The sequence below is a fragment of the Streptomyces sp. SS8 genome, from assembly GCF_054072955.1.
In genome coordinates this window covers 73602-93210 of record NZ_JBSVCZ010000012.1, presented here as the reverse complement: position 1 = coordinate 93210, position 19609 = coordinate 73602, and the positions used below count along the sequence as shown (strand labels likewise).

The following is a 19609-nucleotide window of genomic DNA, read 5'->3' as shown; positions in this document are numbered from 1 at the left end:
GGCCCGCCGCCCCCTGCCCGTCCACGGCGCCCGTCCGCACCCCGAGTGCGGGCGGGCGCCGTCGCGTGCGCGGGGCTCCCGGGGGCGGTGGCCGGGCTGTGACCGGGCGGTGGCCGTGGCAGGCTTGGGCCATGCCCGGACGCCTTCGCCCCCTGCTCGTCGTGGACGCCGCCAACGTCGTCGGCTCGGTGCCGGACGGCTGGTGGCGGGACCGGCGCGGCGCCGCCGAGCGGCTGCGGGACCGCCTCGCGGCGCGGGTGGACGCGGCCGGCGAGGACGGCGAGGACGGCGAGGAGATCGTGCTCGTCGTGGAGGGCGCCGCCCGCGAAGTGGCCTCCGTACCCGGGGTGCGGGTGGTGGAGGCGCCCGGCAGCGGCGACGACCGGATCGTGGAGCTGGTGGCGGCCGAGGGCCGCGGCCGGCCCTGCACGGTGGTCACCGCCGACCGCGGGCTGCGCGAACGGGTGGCGGCGCTGGGCGCCGGTACGGCCGGGCCGCGCTCGGTGCGCTGACCTCGCGCTCCCCTCTCAGCGGGCGCCGGCCGCGCCCCCGTCCGCGCGTCCCCCGCGCTCTTCGCTCTCCCCCTGCCCCCGCTGTTCCCCGCGCTCCGGCCGCAGCACGTACACCACCGCGCCGTCCACCCGCTCCGCGCGCTCGTAGTACGCCGCGAGCAGGTAGCGCAGCGTCGGCATCCGGGAGGGGGCGTACGGCTTGCCGCGCGAGTCGTCCACGATCACCTTCGGCGGGTCCTCGGACAGCTCGGCGCGGAAGGTGCGCCAGCCGCCCTCGACGCCGTACCGCTGGCCCACCCGGGGCCCGTCACGGCCGCCGCTGAAGTTGGTGAGCAGGCCGGCGGTGAGGTAGCGGCTGGCCGGACGGCGGTCGGCCAGCCAGTAGCCCTCCGGGTGCATGCCCCACAGCAGCACCTTCTCCTGCGGTCCGGCGTGCCGCCGCGCGGCGTCGGCCACCTTGCGGGCGTGGTCCAGCTCGGCGCTGCCCGCGACCGCGCTCCAGCCCAGGAACAGCGCGCACGACAGCGCCGCGCACAGCGCGGCCCGGCGCGTCCACCCGCCGCCCAGCAGGTGCAGGGCGCCCGCCCCCAGCAGGGCCAGCGGCGGCAGCAGCTGCAGGTAGTAGTGGCCGAAGAAGTGGAAGCCTGAGACCACGGCGACCGCGGCGGCCGCCAGCCAGACCCACAGGTCCGCCGTCAGGACCCGCCGCCGTGCCGGCGGGCGCCGCCGCAGCGCCGCCGCCAGCGGCAGCAGCAGCCCCGCGAAGCCGGCCGCCGCGATGGCGGTGTTTCCCAGTCCCCGGCCGAGCACGTGCAGCTCCGATCCGGTGAAGGAGGCGTACGCACCCGATCCGGTGACCGTCCAGAACAGGAAGCGGGACCAGCCGCAGGCAGCCGCCACCGCCGCCACCGGCAGTACGCAGCCCGCGCCCAGCCGGAGCAGCGCGGCCCGCCGCGGGTCGCCGGGCGGCGCCGAGCGCCACAGCAGGAACAGCACCGGCAGCAGGGTCGCGCCGCCCGTCTGCTTGACCAGGAAGGCGCCGGCGACCGCCAGGCCCGCGGCCGTCCAGTGCCTGCGGTCGGCGCACCACAGGGCCGCCGCGGTGAACGGCAGCATGAAGACCTCGAAGTTCGCCGCCTGGGCGTCCTCGGGGTTCAGGCCCACCGAGGCGAGGACGAACAGCACGCCTGCGGCCCATGCGGCCCGCTCGCCCCAGCGGCGGCGGGCCAGGGAGGCCAGCAGCGCGGCGGTGGCGGCCACCGCCGCCACCGCCGCGGCCTTGACCGGCCACAGCGAGGCGTCGCCGAAGACGGCGAAGGCCCCCTGGTACAGCCAGGGCACCAGAGGTGGTTTGCGGTCCACGACGGTGTCGTAGAGCGTCCCGCCGTCCGCGAGCATCCGGGCCTGGGTGGCGAGGAAGCCCTCGTCGGGGTTCCACAGCGGCCGCAGGAAGGACGGGACGCGGGTGAGTGCGGCCAGCAGCACCAGCACGGGCAGCAGCCGGGGCCACAGCGGGCGCGGCCGGCCGGCGGGCGAGGCCGCGGGCCGGTGGGCGAGGCCGCCGGCCGGCCGGCGGGTGCCGGGCTCCCGCACCCGTGCGGCCTTGTCCGGTGCCGTGCGGGCGCTCGGCAGCCGCACGGACCGGGGTGGGTCGGAGGCGGTCGGCATGGACTACAACCTATCCGTCCCCTCCGCCGCCACCGCCGCTCCGGCGAGCGCCGGTGCGGCGTGCCGGGGCGGCGGAGGCGGCTTCGGGAACCGGGCTCGCCGGTCCGTCCGGGGGCGCCGGACGGACCGGCCGGGGAAGGGGGCTCGGCCGGGCCCCGGGGCGTCAGTCCCGGGCGGCCTCCGCGCCGAGACCCTCCGCGCGCTCGGTGTCGCCGGCGCCGTCGGTGTCACCGGTGCCGTAGCGGCCGCCGAGCTTGGCGACCAGACCGGTGACCTGGCGGGCGATGTCCGGCGCGGTCAGACCGATCTCGGCGAGCACCTCGGCGCGGGAGGCGTGGTCCAGGAACTTCGCGGGGATGCCGAAGTCGCGCAGCGGCACGTCCACGCCCGCGTCGCGCAGCGCCTGCGCGATCGCCGAACCGACGCCGCCCGCCCGGCTGTTGTCCTCCACGGTGACCACGACGCGGTGGCGGTCCGCCAGCGGCGGCAGCGCCTCGTCGACCGGCTTGACCCAGCGGGGGTCCACCACGGTGGTGGAGATGCCCTGCTTCTCCAGCAGGTCGGCCACCTCCAGGCACATCGGGGCCAGCGCGCCGACCGAGACCAGCAGCACGTCCGGCCGCTCGCCCTCCTCCGTCCGCGCCTCGCGCAGCACGTCCATGCCGCCGATCGTGGAGACGGCGGGCACGGACGGGCCGACGGCGCCCTTGGAGAAGCGCACCACCGTCGGGGCGTCCTTCACCCCGACGGCCTCGCGCAGCTGGGCACGGAGCTGGTCGGCGTCGCGCGGGGCGGCGATCCGCAGTCCGGGGACGACCTGGAGGATCGACATGTCCCACATGCCGTTGTGGGAGGCGCCGTCGGTGCCGGTGACCCCGGCCCGGTCCAGCACGAACGTCACCCCGCACCTGTGCAGGGCGACGTCCATCAGCACCTGGTCGAAGGCGCGGTTGAGGAAGGTGGCGTAGACGGCGAAGACCGGGTGCAGTCCGCCGGTGGCCAGTCCGGCCGCCGAGACGGCGCCGTGCTGCTCGGCGATGCCCACGTCGTAGACGCGGTCGGGGAAGGTCTCGGCGAACTTCTGCAGACCGACCGGCTGGAGCATCGCGGCGGTGATGGCCACGACGTCCGCGCGCTCGCGGCCGAGCTCGACCATCTCGTCGCCGAAGACCGAGGTCCAGTCGGCGCCGGAGGCGGCCACCGGCAGCCCGGTGTCGGGGTGGATGACGCCGACGGCGTGGAAGCGGTCGGCCTCGTGCTGGACGGCGGGCTGGTAGCCGCGGCCCTTCTCGGTCAGGCAGTGGACGATGACCGGGCCGCCGAAGCGCTTGGCGCGGGTCAGGGCGGACTCCAGGGCCACTATGTCGTGGCCGTCGATGGGGCCGAGGTACTTCAGGCCCAGATCCTCGAACATGCCCTGCGGGGCGATGACGTCCTTGATGCCCTTCTTGGCGCCGTGCAGGGTCTCGTACAGCGGCCTGCCGACGACCGGGGTGCGGTTGAGCAGGTCCTTGCTGCGGGCCAGGAAGCGCTCGTAGCCGTCTGTGGTGCGCAGGGTGGCCAGGTGGTCGGCCAGGCCGCCGATGGTGGGCGCGTAGGAGCGCTCGTTGTCGTTGACGACGATGACCAGGGGGCGGTCCTTGGCGGCGGCGATGTTGTTGAGCGCCTCCCAGGCCATGCCGCCGGTGAGCGCGCCGTCGCCGATGACCGCGGCCACGTGGTGGTCCTCGCGGCCCAGCACCTGGTTGGCCTTGGCCAGTCCGTCGGCCCAGCCCAGCACGGTGGAGGCGTGGGAGTTCTCGATGACATCGTGCTCGGACTCGGCCCGCGAGGGGTAGCCGGAGATCCCGCCCCTGGCCCGCAGTCTGGAGAAGTCCTGCCGCCCGGTGAGCAGCTTGTGGACGTAGCTCTGGTGTCCGGTGTCGAAGAGGACCTTGTCCCTGGGCGACTCGAAGACCCGGTGCAGGGCGATGGTCAGCTCGACCACGCCCAGGTTGGGGCCGAGGTGGCCGCCGGTCTTGGAGACCGCCTCGACGAGGAAGGTCCGGATCTCCCGGGCGAGCTGGTCGAGCTCTTCGGGGCTGAGCCGGTCGAGATCGCGCGGTCCCGTGATGCGGGTCAGCAGAGCCACCCGTGCCTCCTTGCTGGTCGAGCCGTACGGGCTTGTGCCGATCCGATGAGTCTAATGTTCCGGTCGCCCGGTCGTGCGGCGGCCACCGCGTTGCCGCCGTCCGGGTGTGTCGCGGTGTGTCGCGGGAACGGCCCCGGCCGGGGCACGCACACGCCCGGTGCCGGGCCCCTGGGGCGAGGGGCCCGGCACCGGGCGGATTGAAGGGGCGGGTGGGCGGTCAGCTCCGGCCCGCCGAGCGCTGGGTGCGCCGGGAGACCGAGTCGATGACGACCGCGGCCAGCAGCACCGCGCCCGTGATCATGTACTGGATGGCGGCGGCGATGCCCAGCAGGGCCATGCCGTTGGCGATCGAGCCGATCACCAGCATGCCCAGCAGCGCGGACCACACCGAGCCGCGCCCGCCGAAGAGGCTGGTGCCGCCGATGACGGCCGCGGCGATGGCCTCCATCAGCAGGTTGCCGCTGCCCGCGCCCTGGTTGGCGGCCAGGATGCGGGAGGCGATCATCAGTCCGCCGAAGGCGGCCATGGTGCCCGCGATGGAGAAGACCGAGATGCGCACCAGTTCGACGTTGATGCCGGCGCGGCGCGCCGCCTCGGTGTTGCCGCCGAGCGCGAAGACCTTGCGGCCGTAGGAGGTGCGCTTGAGGACGAAGTCCAGCGCCACCAGCACGACCAGGAAGATCAGCAGCGCCAGCGGCATGCCCCGGTACTGGTTGAGCATGTAGGCGGCACCGAAGGCCAGCAGTGCCAGCACGCAGGTGCGCACGATGATCTCGCTGAGCGGACGGGCGGGGATGCCGGCCGCGGCGCGGCGCCGGGCGCCGGCGAACTGGACGGCGAAGAAGACGCCGACCGCGACCGCCGCGGTGCCGTAGGCGACGGCGATGTCGGTGAAGTAGTGGTTGGACAGGGTGCCGACCAGGCCGTCGCGGTCCAGGTTGATGGTGCCGTCGGTGCCCAGCACCTTCAGCATCAGGCCGTTCCAGGCGAGCAGGCCCGCCAGGGTGACGACGAAGGCGGGGACGCCGATCTTGGCGAAGAAGTAGCCGTGGAAGGCTCCGACCGCGGCGCCGGTGGCCAGCGCCAGGAGGACCGCCAGCCACTCGTTCATCCCGTTCTTCACCGCGAGCACGGCGAAGACGGCGGAGGCCAGGCCGCTGACCGAGCCGACCGACAGGTCGATCTCGCCCAGCAACAGCACGAAGACGATGCCGACGGAGATCAGGCCGGTGCCGACGATGTAGACCGACAGGTTGGAGAGGTTCTCGGCGGACAGGAAGGCGGAGTCCTGGAACTGGAAGATCGCCCAGATGAGGATCAGGCCGACGACGACGGGGACGGAGCCCAGCTCGCCGGTGCGCATCTTCCGCTTGAAGTCGGTCCAGTAGCCCGCCAGGCCCTCCTCGCGCACGAGCAGCCGGGGGTCGACGGCGGGCGTGGCGCCCTGGGCGGCCGCGGCGTTGCCGGAGGCGGAGGCTGCGGCCCCGGAGTTCTCGGGGTTCTTGGAAAGCTTGGTCTCACTCACGGTCGGCTCCCCGCGGTACGCGCCTTGCGGCGGGTCACGGCGTTCTCCGTGGCGCCGGTGATGGCGGAGATGATCTCTTCCTGGGATGTGTTCGCGACGTCGAAGACGCCGTTGTTGCGGCCGAGCCTGAGCACCGCCACCTTGTCGGCGACCGCCTTGACGTCCGCCATGTTGTGGCTGATGAGGATGACGGCCAGACCGCGTTCGCGCAGCCTCTCGACCAGGTCGAGGACCTGGGCGGTCTGCTCGACGCCGAGGGCCGCGGTGGGCTCGTCGAGGATGACGAGTTTCGGCTCGCCCAGCATCGAGCGGGCGATCGCGACGACCTGCCGCTGGCCGCCGGAGAGGGAGGCGACGGGGATGCGGACGCTGGGGATGCGGATCGACAGGGTGTCGAGCAGTTCCCGGGCGCGGCGCTCCATCTCGATCTCGTCGAGGACGCCGGAGCGCAGGATCTCGCGCCCGAGGAACAGGTTGCCGACCACGTCGAGGTTGTCGCAGAGCGCGAGGTCCTGGTAGACGGTCGCGATGCCCAGCTCCTGGGCGTCGTGCGGCCGGCCGACCTCGACGGCTCGGCCCTGCCACTCGAAGACGCCCTCGTCGGCGGGGCCGACGCCGGCGATCGTCTTCACGAGGGTGGACTTTCCGGCGCCGTTGTCGCCCACCAGGGCGACGACCTCGCCGGCGTGGACCTCCAGCTCGACGTCGGTGAGCGCCTGAACGGCACCGAAGCGCTTGGAGATTCCGCGCAACGCCAGTACAGGCGTAGCGGACACGTGAACCAACTCCTAGGACAAAACGGGGGGTGGGGACCGCACGATGCCCGCGCCCGGCGGGGTGGAAGGGGGCGCGGGCACCGGTGGGCCGGCGGAGTGCCGGACCGTTACTTCAGACCGGCCTTCTCGCACGCCTTGGCGTACTTGGCCGTGCAGATCTCCTCCACCGTGTAGAGGCCGTCCTTGACGACGGTGTCCTTGAGGTTCTCGGCGGTCACCGCGATCGGCTCGATCAGGGTCGCGGGCACGTCCTTGGTGGTCGCGCTGTCGACGGTGGTCTCGGTCTCCGGCTTCTCGCCACGGGCCAGGGCGACGGCCATCTCGGCGGCGGCGTAGGCCTCGGGCTGGAAGGGCTTGTAGACCGTCATGAACTGGTCGCCGGAGATGATGCGCTGGACGCCCGCCAGTTCGGCGTCCTGGCCGGTGACCGGCGGCAGCGGGTCGACGCCGGCGCTCTTGAGGGCGGTGATGATACCGCCGGCCATGCCGTCGTTGGCGGAGTAGACGCCGACGATGTTGTCCTTGCCCAGGGAGGCGATGGCGCCGCTCATGTTCTTGTTGGCCTCTTCGGGCTTCCAGCCGGTGGTGTCGTAGGACTTGCCCACCTTGACCTTGCCGTCCAGGACGGACTTGGCGCCCTTCTTGAACATGGCCGCGTTGGGGTCGGTCGGCGACCCGTTCATCATCACGATCTGGCCGTCCTCGGCCTTGTCACCGAGCTCCTCCAGCAGCGCGGTGCCCTGGACCTTGCCGACCTGCTCGTTGTCGAAGGAGGTGTAGGCGGAGATCGGGCCCTCGGCGAGGCGGTCGTAGGCGACGACCGGGATGCCGGCCTGGTCGGCCTTGTTGACCGATCCGGCGATGGACTTGGCGTCCACCGCGTCCAGGATGATCGCGTCCACCTTCTTGGTGATCATCGAGTTCATCTGCTGCTGCTGCGTCGACGCGTCCTCCTTGGCGTTGACGTAGCTGATCTCGCAGTCGGAGCAGAGCTCCTTGATTCTCTTCTCTATGAGCGGCTTGTCGAAGTTCTCGTAGCGGGCCGTCTGGTCCTCCGGCAGCAGCAGGCCGATGGTCAGCGGGCCGTCCTTCTTCTCGTCGTCGCCGCCCGAGGCACCGCCTCCGGCCTCCTTGGCGCTGCCGCAGGCGGCCAGCGAGACGGCCATGGCGGTCGCGGCCGCGGCCACGGCGGCACGGCGCAGTTGCGTGTTCATACAGAAACCTCCCTGACGAGGCCGCGTCACTGCGGCCGAGGTGGCAGGAAGTCAACTCGCAGTAACACCTGCCGTCAAGAAGTAAATTCTTAACGAGACAGCAACGATGCCATGCGTGAACAAGGTGAACATAGAGTGGCGATGAGAGCGCTCTCGCAGACGCGACACGGGCACGAAGGTCCCTTTGCTCCCCGTCCGTCCCGTCCCTCTCTTCGCTTGTTTTCCGCGCGCCCGGCCCGCGCCCGGCCCGAGCCCCCCGGCCGGGCCCGTCAGGCCCCGGCCGAGGCTGCGACGGCCGGCACGCGCCCGGCGGCCCCGTTCAGCGAGCCGTCCAGCAGCGTGGAGTCGCCCATCTCGCTCAGCACCAGCGCCAGCGCGCCCAGCACCTCCGCGCGGCCGCCCAGCGCGCCGGGCACCACCGTCAGCTGCCGGGCCGCGCTGGGGATGGCGTACCGGGAGACCGAGTCGCGGATCGGGCCGAGCACCAGCTCGCCGGCCTCGGCCAGATCGCCGCCGAGCACGACCCGGCTGGGGTTGAGCAGGTTGCACAGGTTGGCCACACCGCTGCCCACGTGGCGTCCGACGTCGGCCACCACCCGGCGGCAGCCCAGGTCGCCGGAGCGGGCGAGCCTGACCATCTCGGGCATGGTCAGGTCGGGCCCGTGACTGGAGTGCAGCAGCGGCAGGACGTAGCGGGCCGCGGTGAAGGTCTCCAGGCAGCCGCGGTTGCCGCACCGGCACACCGGGCCGGACTCGTCCAGCGTGATGTGCCCGATCTCGCCCGCGGTGCCGCCGGGGCCCCGGTAGATCTGGCCGTCGATCACCAGGCCCGCGCCGACGCCGCTGGCGACCTTGATGTACGCCAGGTCCCGCGCGCCGCGTCCGCTGCCCCACACCAGTTCGCCCAGCGCGCCGAGGTTGGCGTCGTTGTCGACGTGGACCTCCACGCCGAGCCGGGAGGACAGCTCCTCGCGCGGGTTGGTCCCGGCCCAGCCCGGCAGGATGGTGCTGGAGCCCAGCACGCCGGTCTCGACGTCGATCGGGCCGGGGACGCCCAGGCCCAGCCCGATGACCTTCTCGCGGCGGAAGCCGGTCACCTCGATCAGCCGTTCCACCAGCCGCTCGGCCCGGTCGAAGCCCTGGGAGGCGGAGGCGTCCACGTCGATGGGCTCGGACTCCTCGGCGAGCACCTGGTGGGCCAGGTTGCCGACGGCCACGCGCAGGTGGGAGTGGCCGAAGTCGACGCCGACGACGATCCCGGCGTCCCCCGACAGCGAGACGCTGCGGGCCCGGCGCCCTCCGGCGGAGGTCGGGGTGACCTCGACCGTGCCGTTGTCCTTGAGCTCCCGGACGATGTTGGAGACCGTCGCGGCCGACAGCCCCGTGGTCCGCGCGATCTCCGCCTGGGTGAGCGAGCCCGCGATGCGTACGGCTCGTACCACCCGCTCCAGATTGGCCCGGTGCAGAGAGGACTGCGACCCCGGAGTCTCCACGACTCATCCACTCCCGCCTCGACGGGCGGCTCGACGACCTGCCCGTGGGCCGCACCACGCCGACGGGGTGCGGCTTGTCTCCAACACGTGAACCATAAGAACAGCCTGAAGCGTTCTCTCCCGTCAAGACCTTGAGCGGGGTGGGCGCTCGGATGTTGCCCACGCACGGACGGTGACGGACTGTGCACGCGGAAGCCCCGGGGCGGCCACCGGTGTGCGGTGACCGCCCCGGGGCGGGTGGCGGGTGGCGGGTGGCGGGTGCCTACTTCAGCGCGCCCGCCGTCAGTCCCGCCTGCACCTGGCGCTGGAAGACGACGTAGACGACGAGGATGGGCAGCACGGCCAGGGTCAGGCCGGCGAAGAGCCCGCCCCAGTTGCCGCGGTAGCCGGTCTGGGCCGCCAGATTGGCCAGGCCCTGGGTGAGCACGTACTTGTCGGCGTCGCCCACGTGCACCACCTGGGGGATGAGGTACTGGTTCCACTGCCCCAGGAAGTTGAAGATCCCCACGCTTATCAGGCCGGGCTTGGCCATCGGCAGCATGACCTGGAAGAAGATCCGGCTGTGCGAGGCGCCGTCGATCTCGGCGGCCTCCGCGATGGAGGAGGGCAGGGTGCGGAAGAAGGCCGACATGAAGAAGACGGTGAACGGCAGCGAGTAGGCGATGTAGACCAGGATCAGGCCGTGGTAGGTGTCCAGCAGCGCGAAGTTCTTCATCACGAAGAACAGCGGCACCAGGGCGACGATGATCGGGAACGCCATGCCGCCGACGAACAGGAAGTACACCAGCCGGTTGCCGGGGAAGTCGTAGCGGGCCAGGACGTAGGCCACCATCGAGCCCAGGAGCATGGTGCCGACCACCGAACCGCCCACCACGATCACCGAGTTGATCGTGTACTGGCCGATGTTCGCCTCGTTCCAGGCGAAGGACCAGTTCTCCCAGTTCAGCCTGGTCGGCAGCGACCAGGGGTCCTCCAGGATGGCGCCGGAGGACTTGAAGGAGTTCATCACCGCCCACAGCAGGGGCCCGGCGGCCATCACGGCCCACAGCACCAGGAAGGCGTGCGAGAAGGCGTTGAGGGTGCGCCCCTCCGTACCGCCTCCGTCCCGCCCGGCGCCCCTGCCCGGCGCGCCGGCGGGCCGCTGTGGGCCGGCTGTGCCCTTGGTGAGGGCCACGGCGGTCTCCTCGGGGTCCCCCGGCCTGAGGGAGGGCGACGGTTCGGCAGTGGTCATGGCTGGTTCTCCCGCTGGCCTGTCAGAACTCGATCCGGTCCTTGCTCCGCCCGAACGCCATCGCCGCCACGGAGAAGACCATGGTGACGATCAGCAGGGCGACGGCGACGGCGGTGGCGTAGCCGGCCTGTCCGTCCTGGAACGCCTTGTTGTAGAGGTAGACCGGCGCGACGATGGTCGAGTAGGCGGGGCCGCCCGCGTTCACCGTCAGGATGTGCACCACGGCGAAGGCGTCGAGCGCCATGATGCCCATGTACACCCAGCCGGTCTGCACGGTGTCGCGCATCAGCGGCAGGGTGACGCGGAAGAACGTGGTCGTCCGGCCCGCACCGTCCAGCAGCGTCGCCTCGTAGATCTCGCGGGGGATGGAGCCCATCGCCGCGGAGAACAGGACGACGTAGAAGCCGACGTTCGCCCACACCATCACGACCACGACGCACCAGAAGGCCAGCCGGGGGTCGCCGAGCCAGCTCTGCTGCCACTCCCCCAGGCCGACGGCCGACAGTATGCCGTTGAGCAGGCCGCCGGCGGGGTTGAAGATGTACTTCCACAGCACCACGACGATCGCGATCGACAGCGCCTGCGGGAAGAAGTAGACGATCTTGTAGAAGTGCGAGCCGCGCACCCCCGCCACGGCCTCGCCCCGCCGGTGCCGGCCGCCGACGTTGAGCATGAAGGCGAAGAACAGGCCCAGTCCGAGGGTGACGACGGGCAGGACCAGCAGCAGCAGGACGTTGTGCCACAGCGCCTTGCGGAAGATCTCGTCCTCCATCAGGCGGCTGAAGTTGTCCAGCCCGACGAAGGCGAAGTCGCTGCTCAGGCCCGTCCAGTCGGTGAGCGAGTAGTAGAACGTCTGGAAGAACGGCGACACGACCAGGACGCCGTAGAGCACCAGGGGCACCGCCAGGAAGCCGGCGATGAACCGGTACTTCAGATAGGCCCGGTGGTGGGGGGAGACGCGCCGCTCCCCGCGGCCTCCGCCGGACCTTCCCGGCGGGGGCGCCGCTTGCTTGGTGGCCTCGGCAACCGCCGGGCTGTCACTGGCCATGCCGCCCTCGTCCCATCTCCGCCTTCCGGCTGTTCCGGTTCTTCCGGCCGCTCCGCCCCTGCCGGGGCCGGCTCACGCGTGCCTGTACTTCCTGACGGAGTCGTCCCCGGCCGTCCGGTCGGCGTACTCCTGGCACTTGTCCATGGCCTCTGCGGGCTTCATCCGGCCGGCCAGCAGTTCGGCGAGCACCGAGCCGATCTGCTCCTTGTGGAGGGTCTGGTACCAGTCGAAGATGCGCGGGTTGACCACGTTGTCCCCGGCGTCCTTGAGCGCCTGGCTGGAGGAGGCCAGCCCGGGGGACATCTCCATGCCGTCGGTGGCGCCGGCCACGCAGGTCAGCGACTTCACCAGCTTGGAGAAGTTCTGCGCCGACTCCTTGCTCAGCATGATCCGCAGCAGTTCCATGCCGCCGGCCGGGTTCTTGGCCTGGGCGGGCACTATGAACGGTTCGCCGGCCTGCGCCCACAGGGTGCCGAAGGGCATCTTGTCGGAGTCGTCCAGTCCGGTGACCGCGCCGCAGGCCATGTCGAAGTCGGCGGGCGTGGTGTCGGCGGCCTCGTTCTCCACCCAGGAGCCGTTGGGGATGAAGATGCACTTGCCCTTGGTCCACTGGGTCTGGGACTGGATGTGGTCCAGGCCGGGGGTGCCCCGCAGGATGTAGCCCTTGGCGGACAGCTCGTGGTAGGCCTCGAAGGCGCTCTTGACCGCGTCGTGCTTCCAGGCGTTCGGCTCCAGGTTGTCGATGGCGTCCAGGACCTCCCGGCCGCCGATCTTCCCGATGAACGGGTAGAGGGTGAAGGGGATGTAGTACGGGTGCTGGCCGGCGTACGTCCAGCCCGCGATGCCCTTCTTCTTGGCCTTGGCGCACAGGGCGAGCATCTCGTCCCAGGTCCTGGGGTACTCCCAGTCGTTGTCGGCCAGCAGCTTCTTGGAGTACCACTGGCCGTAGACGGTGTAGGCGTAGTTCAGGCGCCAGACCTTCTCGTCGCCGTACTGGCCCATCTCGATGGTGCCCGGCAGGAGGGTGTCGCGGACCTTGGTGTCCGGGTCGTCGACGGAGGGGGCGTCCAGCAGGGGGCTCAGCTCGGCGAGCTGGTCCTTGGCGATCAGGGTGGCCGCGTCCATCTGCTCGGCGCCGGAGTTGTCGATGAGGTCGGGCGGGTTGCCGCCGACCATTCTGGGCTGGAGGACCGAGCGGATCTTCTGGGTGGCGGTGAGCTTGACCTTGCCGTAGCTCTTCTCGTAGATCTTCGCGGCGTCCTTGCCGTACTGGGTGCCGAAGCCGCCGTCGAAGATGACGAAGTCCACGCCGGCGTCCTTGTTGACGCCCAGCGGGTTGTCCTTGGTCTTCTGGCCCTTGGCGACCTCGTTGTCGCTGCCGCCGTCGCTGCTGGCGCAGGCGGAGAGCGCGCTCATGGCGGGGACGGCGATCAGGCCGGCCGCGGCGGCCCGCTTGATCAGATCACGACGGTTGACATCGGTGGATCCCATGCTCAAGTCCTCGCCTTCTGTAAAGGACTCCGGCGGTGTGCCGGAACTGCCGGACACCGCTTACGAGTTGAAGCTGAGTTGTGCGGGATGTAACGCCGGTCGCACGAAGCCGCGCCGGGCCCTGTCCGTGCCCTTCCCCCTCGGGAGCCACGACTTTCGAGCCTTCGTCTTCTCATATGACCGCTCGGACGCCGACAGGTATAGTCCACTCTCCTTCCGGGGGGCAAGATCGGTGCGCGTTCGGGTGCCAGTCTTTCCCGAGTTGAGACCTCCGGGAAACGCGGCGGGGCCGTACCTCCCACCATGGGAGGTACGGCCCCGCCGTCACCGCTTGAACGCCGCCGTCCGGGCCGCTGTCCGCCGCCCGGGTGACCGGGCGGCGGACAGCGGCCTCTCAGGTCGCGTGCCGGCCGCGGATCACCCGTGGCTCACTTGCGGATCAGCGAGCGCAGCACGTACTGCATGATGCCGCCGTTGCGGTAGTAGTCCGCCTCGCCGGGGGTGTCGATGCGCACCGTGGCGTCGAACTCCACGCCGGTGTCGGTGGTCACCTTCACCGTCTGCGGGATGCCGCCCTCGTTCAGCGCGGTGATGCCGCTGACGGAGAAGGTCTCCTCACCCGTCAGGCCCAGCGACTCGGCCGACTGCCCCTCGGGGAACTGCAGCGGCAGCACGCCCATGCCGATCAGGTTCGAGCGGTGGATGCGCTCGTAGCTCTCGGCGATGACGGCCTTGACGCCCAGCAGCGCGGTGCCCTTGGCCGCCCAGTCGCGCGAGGAGCCCGAACCGTACTCCTTGCCCGCCAGGACGACCAGCGGGATGCCGGCGGCCTGGTAGTTCTGGGAGGCGTCGTAGATGAAGGAGACCGGCCCGCCGTCGACGGTGAAGTCGCGGGTGTAGCCGCCCTCGGTGCCCGGCGCGATCTGGTTGCGCAGGCGGATGTTGGCGAAGGTGCCGCGGATCATGACCTCGTGGTTGCCGCGGCGCGAGCCGTAGGAGTTGAAGTCGCGGCGCTCCACACCGTGCTCGGTGAGGTACTTGCCGGCCGGGGTGTCGGCCTTGATGGCGCCGGCCGGGGAGATGTGGTCGGTGGTGACCGAGTCGCCCAGCTTGGCCAGGACGCGGGCGCCGGAGATGTCCTGCACCGGCTCCGGGTCCATGCCCATGCCCTCGAAGTACGGGGGCTTGCGCACGTAGGTGGACTGCGGGTCCCACTCGAAGGTGTCGCCGGTGGGCACCGGCAGCGCCTGCCACTGGGCGTCGCCCGCGAAGACGTCGGCGTAGCTGGAGCCGAACATCTCCTGGCCGATCGCGGAGGCGACGACCTCCTCGACCTCCTGCTCGGAGGGCCAGATGTCCTTGAGGAAGACCGGGTGGCCGTCGGAGTCGGTGCCCAGCGCCTCGGTGGTGATGTCGGTCTTCATCGAGCCGGCGATGGCGTACGCGACGACCAGCGGCGGGGACGCCAGGTAGTTCATCTTGACGTCGGGGTTGATCCGGCCCTCGAAGTTGCGGTTGCCGGAGAGCACCGAGACCACCGCGAGGTCGTGCTCGTTGACCGCCTTGGAGACCTCCTCCGGCAGCGGGCCGGAGTTGCCGATGCAGGTGGTGCAGCCGTAGCCGACGAGGTTGAAGCCCATCTTGTCGAGGTACGGGGTCAGGCCGGCGCGGTCGTAGTAGTCCATGACGACCTTGGAGCCCGGGGCCAGGGTGGTCTTGACCCACGGCTTGCGGGTCAGGCCCTTCTCCACCGCCTTCTTGGCCACCAGGGCGGCGGCGACCATGACGTAGGGGTTGGAGGTGTTGGTGCAGGAGGTGATCGCGGCGACGGTCACGGCGCCGTGGTCCAGCTCGTACTCGGTGCCGTCGGGGGCGGTGACCTTCACCTTCTGGGTCGGGGCGCCGTTGGAGATGGCCGGGGCGTCGGAGGCCGGGAAGGACTCCTTGCTGGCCTCGTCGACGTCGCCGCCGTCCTTGACGTAGTTCCGCACGTCCTGCAGGAACTGGTTCTTGGCGTCGGCCAGGACGATGCGGTCCTGCGGGCGCTTGGGGCCGGCGATGGAGGGGACGACTGTGGAGAGGTCCAGCTCCAGCTTCTCGGAGAAGTCCGGCTCGGCGGCCGGGTCCAGCCACAGGCCCTGCTCCTTGGCGTACGCCTCGACCAGCGCGATCTGCTGCTCGGAGCGGCCGGTCAGGCGCAGGTAGCTGATGGTCTCGCCGTCGATCGGGAACATCGCCGCGGTGGAGCCGAACTCCGGCGACATGTTGCCGATCGTGGCGCGGTTGGCCAGCGGTACCGCCGAGACGCCCTCGCCGTAGAACTCGACGAACTTGCCGACCACGCCGTGCTTGCGCAGCATCTCGGTGATGGTCAGCACCAGGTCGGTGGCGGTGGTGCCGGTGGGCAGCTCGCCGGTCAGCTTGAAGCCGACCACCCGCGGGATGAGCATGGAGACCGGCTGGCCCAGCATCGCGGCCTCGGCCTCGATGCCGCCGACGCCCCAGCCCAGCACGCCCAGGCCGTTGACCATGGTGGTGTGCGAGTCGGTGCCGACCAGGGTGTCGGGGTAGGCCTGCCCGTTCCGGACCATGACGGTGCGGGCCAGGTGCTCGATGTTCACCTGGTGGACGATGCCGGTGCCGGGGGGCACGACCTTGAACTCGTCGAAGGCGGTCTGGCCCCAGCGCAGGAACTGGTAGCGCTCGCGGTTGCGGCCGTACTCCAGCTCGACGTTCTGCGCGAAGGAGTCGGGGGTGCCGAACTTGTCGGCGATGACGGAGTGGTCGATGACCAGCTCGGCGGGGGCCAGCGGGTTGATCTTCGACGGGTCGCCGCCGAGCTCCTTGACGGCCTCGCGCATGGTGGCCAGGTCCACCACGCAGGGCACGCCGGTGAAGTCCTGCATGATCACGCGGGCCGGGGTGAACTGGATCTCCTGGCTGGGCTGGGCGCTGGCGTCCCAGCCGCCCAGCGCCCGGATGTGGTCGGCGGTGATGTTCGCGCCGTCCTCGGTGCGCAGGAGGTTCTCCAGGAGGACCTTCAGGCTGTACGGCAGCCGGGCGGAGCCCTCGACCTTGTCCAGCCGGAAGATCTCGTACGACTCGTCGCCCACCTGCAGCGTGCTGCGGGCGTCGAAGCTGTTCGCCGACACGACAGTCTCCTTCAAGTGCATGGGTTCGCGCGTACCACCGCGATCCTGCCGCCCCGGGCCCCGACCGCTTCGCTCAGGCTCACCTAAGTGGAGGGTCGCCCGGCGAAGCCTCGGTGGACGCGGCGGCGGTACGTCTCTCGGTAGATATCTCGATGTCGAGATAACTCTAGTACATGGCCGCCCCGCGGTCATGCCCCACCTCGCCCCGGGTACCCGTACACCCTCGTCCAAGCACCGGCGCGGAGGCGGGGCGGACATGCGCTTGCCCGATAAAAGGGTGAAAGTAGGAAGAAAAACAGGAACACACCCAAGCCCCGGATGTTGACATCTCATATCTGAGATAACATCCACCACATGACCGACGACTATCTCATGCGCATCGGCAAGCTCATTCGTGACGCCCGCCAGCACCGTGGCTGGACCCAGGCCCAGCTGGCGGAGGCGCTGGCCACCAGCCAGAGCGCGGTCAACCGCATCGAACGCGGCAATCAAAACATCAGCCTTGAGATGATCGCCCGTATCGGTGAAGCCCTGGACAGTGAGATCGTCTCACTGGGCTACTCCGGTCCGATGCATCTGCGGGTCGTCGGAGGCCGCCGCCTGTCCGGCGCCATCGACGTCAAGACCAGCAAGAACGCCTGCGTCGCCCTGCTGTGCGCCTCCCTGCTGAACTCCGGCCGCACCGTGCTGCGCCGGGTCGCCCGGATCGAGGAGGTCTACCGGATCCTGGAGGTGCTCGGCTCCATCGGGGTGCGCACCCGCTGGATCAACGACGGCGCCGACCTGGAGATCGTCCCGCCGGCCGAGCTGGACCTGGACGGCATCGACGCCGACGCCGCCCGCCGCACCCGCAGCATCATCATGTTCCTCGGTCCCCTGCTGCACCGCATGGACCACTTCCGCATCCCCTACGCCGGCGGCTGCGACCTGGGCACCCGCACCGTGCAGCCGCACATGAGCGCGCTGCGGCACTTCGGGCTGGAGGTCACCGCGACCGAGGGCACCTACCACTCGGTGGTGGACCGCTCCGTGCGCCCCACCCGCCCGATCGTGCTGACCGAGCGCGGGGACACCGTCACCGAGAACGCCCTGCTGGCCGCCGCCCGGCACGACGGCACCACCGTCATCCGCAACGCCTCCTCCAACTACATGGTCCAGGACCTGTGCTTCTTCCTGGAGGAGCTGGGCGTGCGGGTGGAGGGGGTCGGGACCACCACGCTGACCGTCCACGGCGTCCCCCGCATCGACCGCGACGTGGACTACTCCCCCTCCGAGGACCCGGTGGAGGCGATGAGCCTGCTGGCCGCGGCCGTGGTCACCGAGTCGGAGCTGACGGTGCGGCGGGTGCCGATCGAGTTCCTGGAGATCGAGCTGGCCGTGCTGGAGGAGATGGGCCTGGACCATGACCGCGGCGCGGAGTACCGCGCCGACAACGGCCGTACCCGCCTGGTCGACCTCACCGTGCGGCCCTCCAAGCTGGAGGCGCCGATCGACAAGATCCACCCGATGCCGTTCCCCGGCATCAACATCGACAACGTGCCCTTCTTCGCGGCCATCGCCGCCAGCGCCCAGGGCAAGACCCTCATCCACGACTGGGTCTACGACAACCGCGCCATCTACCTGACCGACCTCAACCGGCTCGGCGGCCGCCTCCAGCTCCTGGACCCCCACCGCGTCCTGGTCGAGGGCCCCACCCGCTGGCGGGCCGCCGAGATGATGTGCCCGCCCGCCCTGCGCCCGGCCGTGGTCGTGCTGCTGGCGATGATGGCGGCCGAGGGCACCTCGGTGCTGCGCAACGTCTACGTCATCAACCGCGGCTACGAGGACCTGGCCGAGCGGCTGAACTCGGTGGGCGCGCGCATCGACATCTTCCGCGACATTTGATGACCGAGTGCCGCCGCACCCCCTCCTGACCTGCGGTGCAATGGGTCAGGAAGGGGTGCGGCCGCATCTCTGGGACTTCTCCGGGACTTTGAGCCCGCGGCGCGCCACAGGCCACGCTCCACGGGGTCCGGCGACCGACCACGGCTACGGCTACGCGAAGATCGCGTCGATGGCGGCGCTGCCCTCCTCCAGTGGAGCGATCACGCCCGCCGCGGCCAGATCGGGCTTCCACACGCGGAAGTTGAAGTAGTTCCGGTTGACGGCCTTCCGCCGGCGTCCCGTCATCAGGAGGTCGCAGGTCCTCGGCCGCCGGTGTTTGGCTTCCACCGGCGTCTCGGCAGGAGTCGGGTCGTCCCAGGGCAGCGTGACCGGCACCGGCGCGAACTGATCCACGTGCTGCCGGATCGCCCGGGCCACGCTTGACGGCAGTGGCACGTCCCGGACCTTACGCCCCTTGGGGAGTGCGAAGCACAGTTTTGCCCGCACCGCCTTGACCTGCCGCCGGACGTAGACGACTTCCTTGGTGAAGTCGATGTCCTCCAAGGCGAGCCCGAGCGCCTCCCCTTGCCGGAGCCCAAGGCCCGCGCCGACCACGAGGAGGAGCCGGTATCGCTCCGGCAAGGCCGCCCGCACCGCAAGCACCCGGTCGGGCGGCCACGCTTCGACTCTGCCGGGCGCGGCGGCGGGTGGGCCGACCGTGCTGGAGTGGCACGGATTGCGTCCGAGGCGACGCTCCTCGACGGCGCTCTGGAGGATGCTGGAGAGCGTCGCCCGGACGAGAGGGTGTGACCGAGATACGCGCCAAAGGGGCAATGGGATGATCTTGAAGCCCTGATCTGCTCGGATGTACGTGCGGCGGCGTGCAGTGGGGTCGCGTTCGGCGACGTGCCGGGCGACCGGGTCGACGCCGGGGCGGGCGTATCTCTCCAGGAAGCGGACGGAGGCGTGGCGGAGCGGGCCGGCAGCATCGGGGGCGAGGTGCCGTCCTCGGCGTCGTGTGTCAGAGCGCTGTGCCGGAGCCGGTGCGGAGTCCAGCCGTCCAAGTCTTCAATGTCCTCGGGCGAGGCGAGCGGGTTGGCCGGCAGCCGGGTGTTCTCCTCGAAGATTTCCTCAGCTCGGCGGCAGGAGAGCCGGACCCGGCCGGTCGCCGGGCACACGTCCGGCGTCGGCGTTCCGGCCGGGGCCTTGCGGTCGGTGAGGAACAGCGGGCCGCGGGTACGGCGGGCGATGAGCCGGGGCAGGAGCCGGGCGATACCGGACTGTCAGGGAATCCACTCCGTCGCCCCGCCCTTGGCGGTGATCTTCCCTCGCTTGTCCTGCGGGCACAGGTCTTCCACAGATCCGGGCGGAGGACTTCGCGATGCCCGTGCCGGTGAGGTAGCGCTCGGCCGCCGCGGTGTACGACGCGGGTGGGTCGGACAGAAGTACGGCCCGAGCGCACGGCATCCGAAGTGCGCCCCCCGCTCCCGAGATCGGTCACTGGT

The 19609-nt window shown here is 70.9% G+C and carries 13 protein-coding genes; 2 read left to right on the top strand and 11 right to left on the bottom strand.

Annotation, left to right across the window (positions count from 1 at the left end):
* Positions 1-131: 131 nt before the first annotated feature.
* Entirely contained in the window at positions 132-512 is a 381-nt protein-coding gene (locus ACW69E_RS14010; RefSeq protein WP_457498550.1) for an NTP pyrophosphohydrolase, read from the top strand.
* A 15-nt stretch (positions 513-527) separates the two neighbouring features.
* Here ACW69E_RS14010 and ACW69E_RS14005 read toward each other — a convergent pair whose 3' ends face one another.
* The 10 genes from ACW69E_RS14005 to acnA form a co-directional block, all read right to left on the bottom strand.
* A complete protein-coding gene (locus tag ACW69E_RS14005) occupies positions 528-2180 on the bottom strand; it encodes an ArnT family glycosyltransferase (RefSeq protein WP_457498549.1) in 1653 nt (550 codons plus the stop codon).
* A gap of 163 nt (positions 2181-2343) precedes the next feature.
* The gene (gene dxs, locus ACW69E_RS14000) at positions 2344-4311 is read right to left on the bottom strand and encodes a 1-deoxy-D-xylulose-5-phosphate synthase (protein WP_457498548.1); all 1968 of its coding nucleotides are present in this window, start codon (positions 4309-4311) and stop codon (positions 2344-2346) included.
* A 217-nt stretch (positions 4312-4528) separates the two neighbouring features.
* Entirely contained in the window at positions 4529-5836 is a 1308-nt protein-coding gene (locus tag ACW69E_RS13995; RefSeq protein WP_457498547.1) for a sugar ABC transporter permease, read from the bottom strand.
* Positions 5833-6621 (bottom strand): ATP-binding cassette domain-containing protein, encoded by a 789-nt coding sequence (locus ACW69E_RS13990; protein WP_457498546.1) that lies wholly within the window; start codon positions 6619-6621, stop codon positions 5833-5835. Before ACW69E_RS13990 ends, ACW69E_RS13995 begins: the two co-directional genes overlap by 4 nt.
* Positions 6622-6719: 98 nt before the next feature.
* Positions 6720-7826: an ABC transporter substrate-binding protein gene (locus tag ACW69E_RS13985; protein ID WP_457498545.1), complete on the bottom strand. Its 1107-nt coding sequence runs from the start codon at positions 7824-7826 to the stop codon at positions 6720-6722.
* A 269-nt stretch (positions 7827-8095) separates the two neighbouring features.
* On the bottom strand, positions 8096-9319 hold the full coding sequence (locus ACW69E_RS13980) for an ROK family transcriptional regulator (RefSeq protein ID WP_457498544.1): 1224 nt from the start codon (positions 9317-9319) through the stop codon (positions 8096-8098).
* 262 nt (positions 9320-9581) lie between these two features.
* Complete coding sequence (locus ACW69E_RS13975) at positions 9582-10550, bottom strand: carbohydrate ABC transporter permease (protein ID WP_457498543.1); 969 nt, start codon at positions 10548-10550, stop codon at positions 9582-9584.
* 22 nt (positions 10551-10572) lie between these two features.
* Positions 10573-11598 (bottom strand): carbohydrate ABC transporter permease, encoded by a 1026-nt coding sequence (locus ACW69E_RS13970; RefSeq protein ID WP_457498542.1) that lies wholly within the window; start codon positions 11596-11598, stop codon positions 10573-10575.
* A gap of 72 nt (positions 11599-11670) precedes the next feature.
* Entirely contained in the window at positions 11671-13089 is a 1419-nt protein-coding gene (gene ngcE, locus ACW69E_RS13965) for an N-acetylglucosamine/diacetylchitobiose ABC transporter substrate-binding protein (protein WP_457498541.1), read from the bottom strand.
* A gap of 428 nt (positions 13090-13517) precedes the next feature.
* The gene (gene acnA / locus ACW69E_RS13960; protein ID WP_457498540.1) at positions 13518-16241 is read right to left on the bottom strand and encodes an aconitate hydratase AcnA; all 2724 of its coding nucleotides are present in this window, start codon (positions 16239-16241) and stop codon (positions 13518-13520) included.
* 354 nt (positions 16242-16595) lie between these two features.
* Here acnA and ACW69E_RS13955 point away from each other — a divergent pair, with 354 nt between their 5' ends.
* Positions 16596-18125, top strand: a complete 1530-nt coding sequence (locus tag ACW69E_RS13955) for a helix-turn-helix domain-containing protein (protein WP_457498539.1) — start codon at positions 16596-16598, stop codon at positions 18123-18125.
* 150 nt (positions 18126-18275) lie between these two features.
* Here ACW69E_RS13955 and ACW69E_RS13950 read toward each other — a convergent pair whose 3' ends face one another.
* Positions 18276-18746, bottom strand: a complete 471-nt coding sequence (locus ACW69E_RS13950) for a hypothetical protein (RefSeq protein WP_457498538.1) — start codon at positions 18744-18746, stop codon at positions 18276-18278.
* Positions 18747-19609 lie beyond the last annotated feature (863 nt).

Coding starts and splice junctions, on each gene's coding strand:
- ngcE (WP_457498541.1), bottom strand. CDS start 13,089: ATGGGATCCACCGATGTCAACCGTCGTGATCTGATCAAGCGGGCCGCC.
- ACW69E_RS13985 (WP_457498545.1), bottom strand. CDS start 7,826: ATGAACACGCAACTGCGCCGTGCCGCCGTGGCCGCGGCCGCGACCGCC.
- ACW69E_RS13975 (WP_457498543.1), bottom strand. CDS start 10,550: ATGACCACTGCCGAACCGTCGCCCTCCCTCAGGCCGGGGGACCCCGAG.
- ACW69E_RS13970 (WP_457498542.1), bottom strand. CDS start 11,598: ATGGCCAGTGACAGCCCGGCGGTTGCCGAGGCCACCAAGCAAGCGGCG.
- ACW69E_RS14010 (WP_457498550.1), top strand. CDS start 132: ATGCCCGGACGCCTTCGCCCCCTGCTCGTCGTGGACGCCGCCAACGTC.
- ACW69E_RS14005 (WP_457498549.1), bottom strand. CDS start 2,180: ATGCCGACCGCCTCCGACCCACCCCGGTCCGTGCGGCTGCCGAGCGCC.
- ACW69E_RS13955 (WP_457498539.1), top strand. CDS start 16,596: ATGACCGACGACTATCTCATGCGCATCGGCAAGCTCATTCGTGACGCC.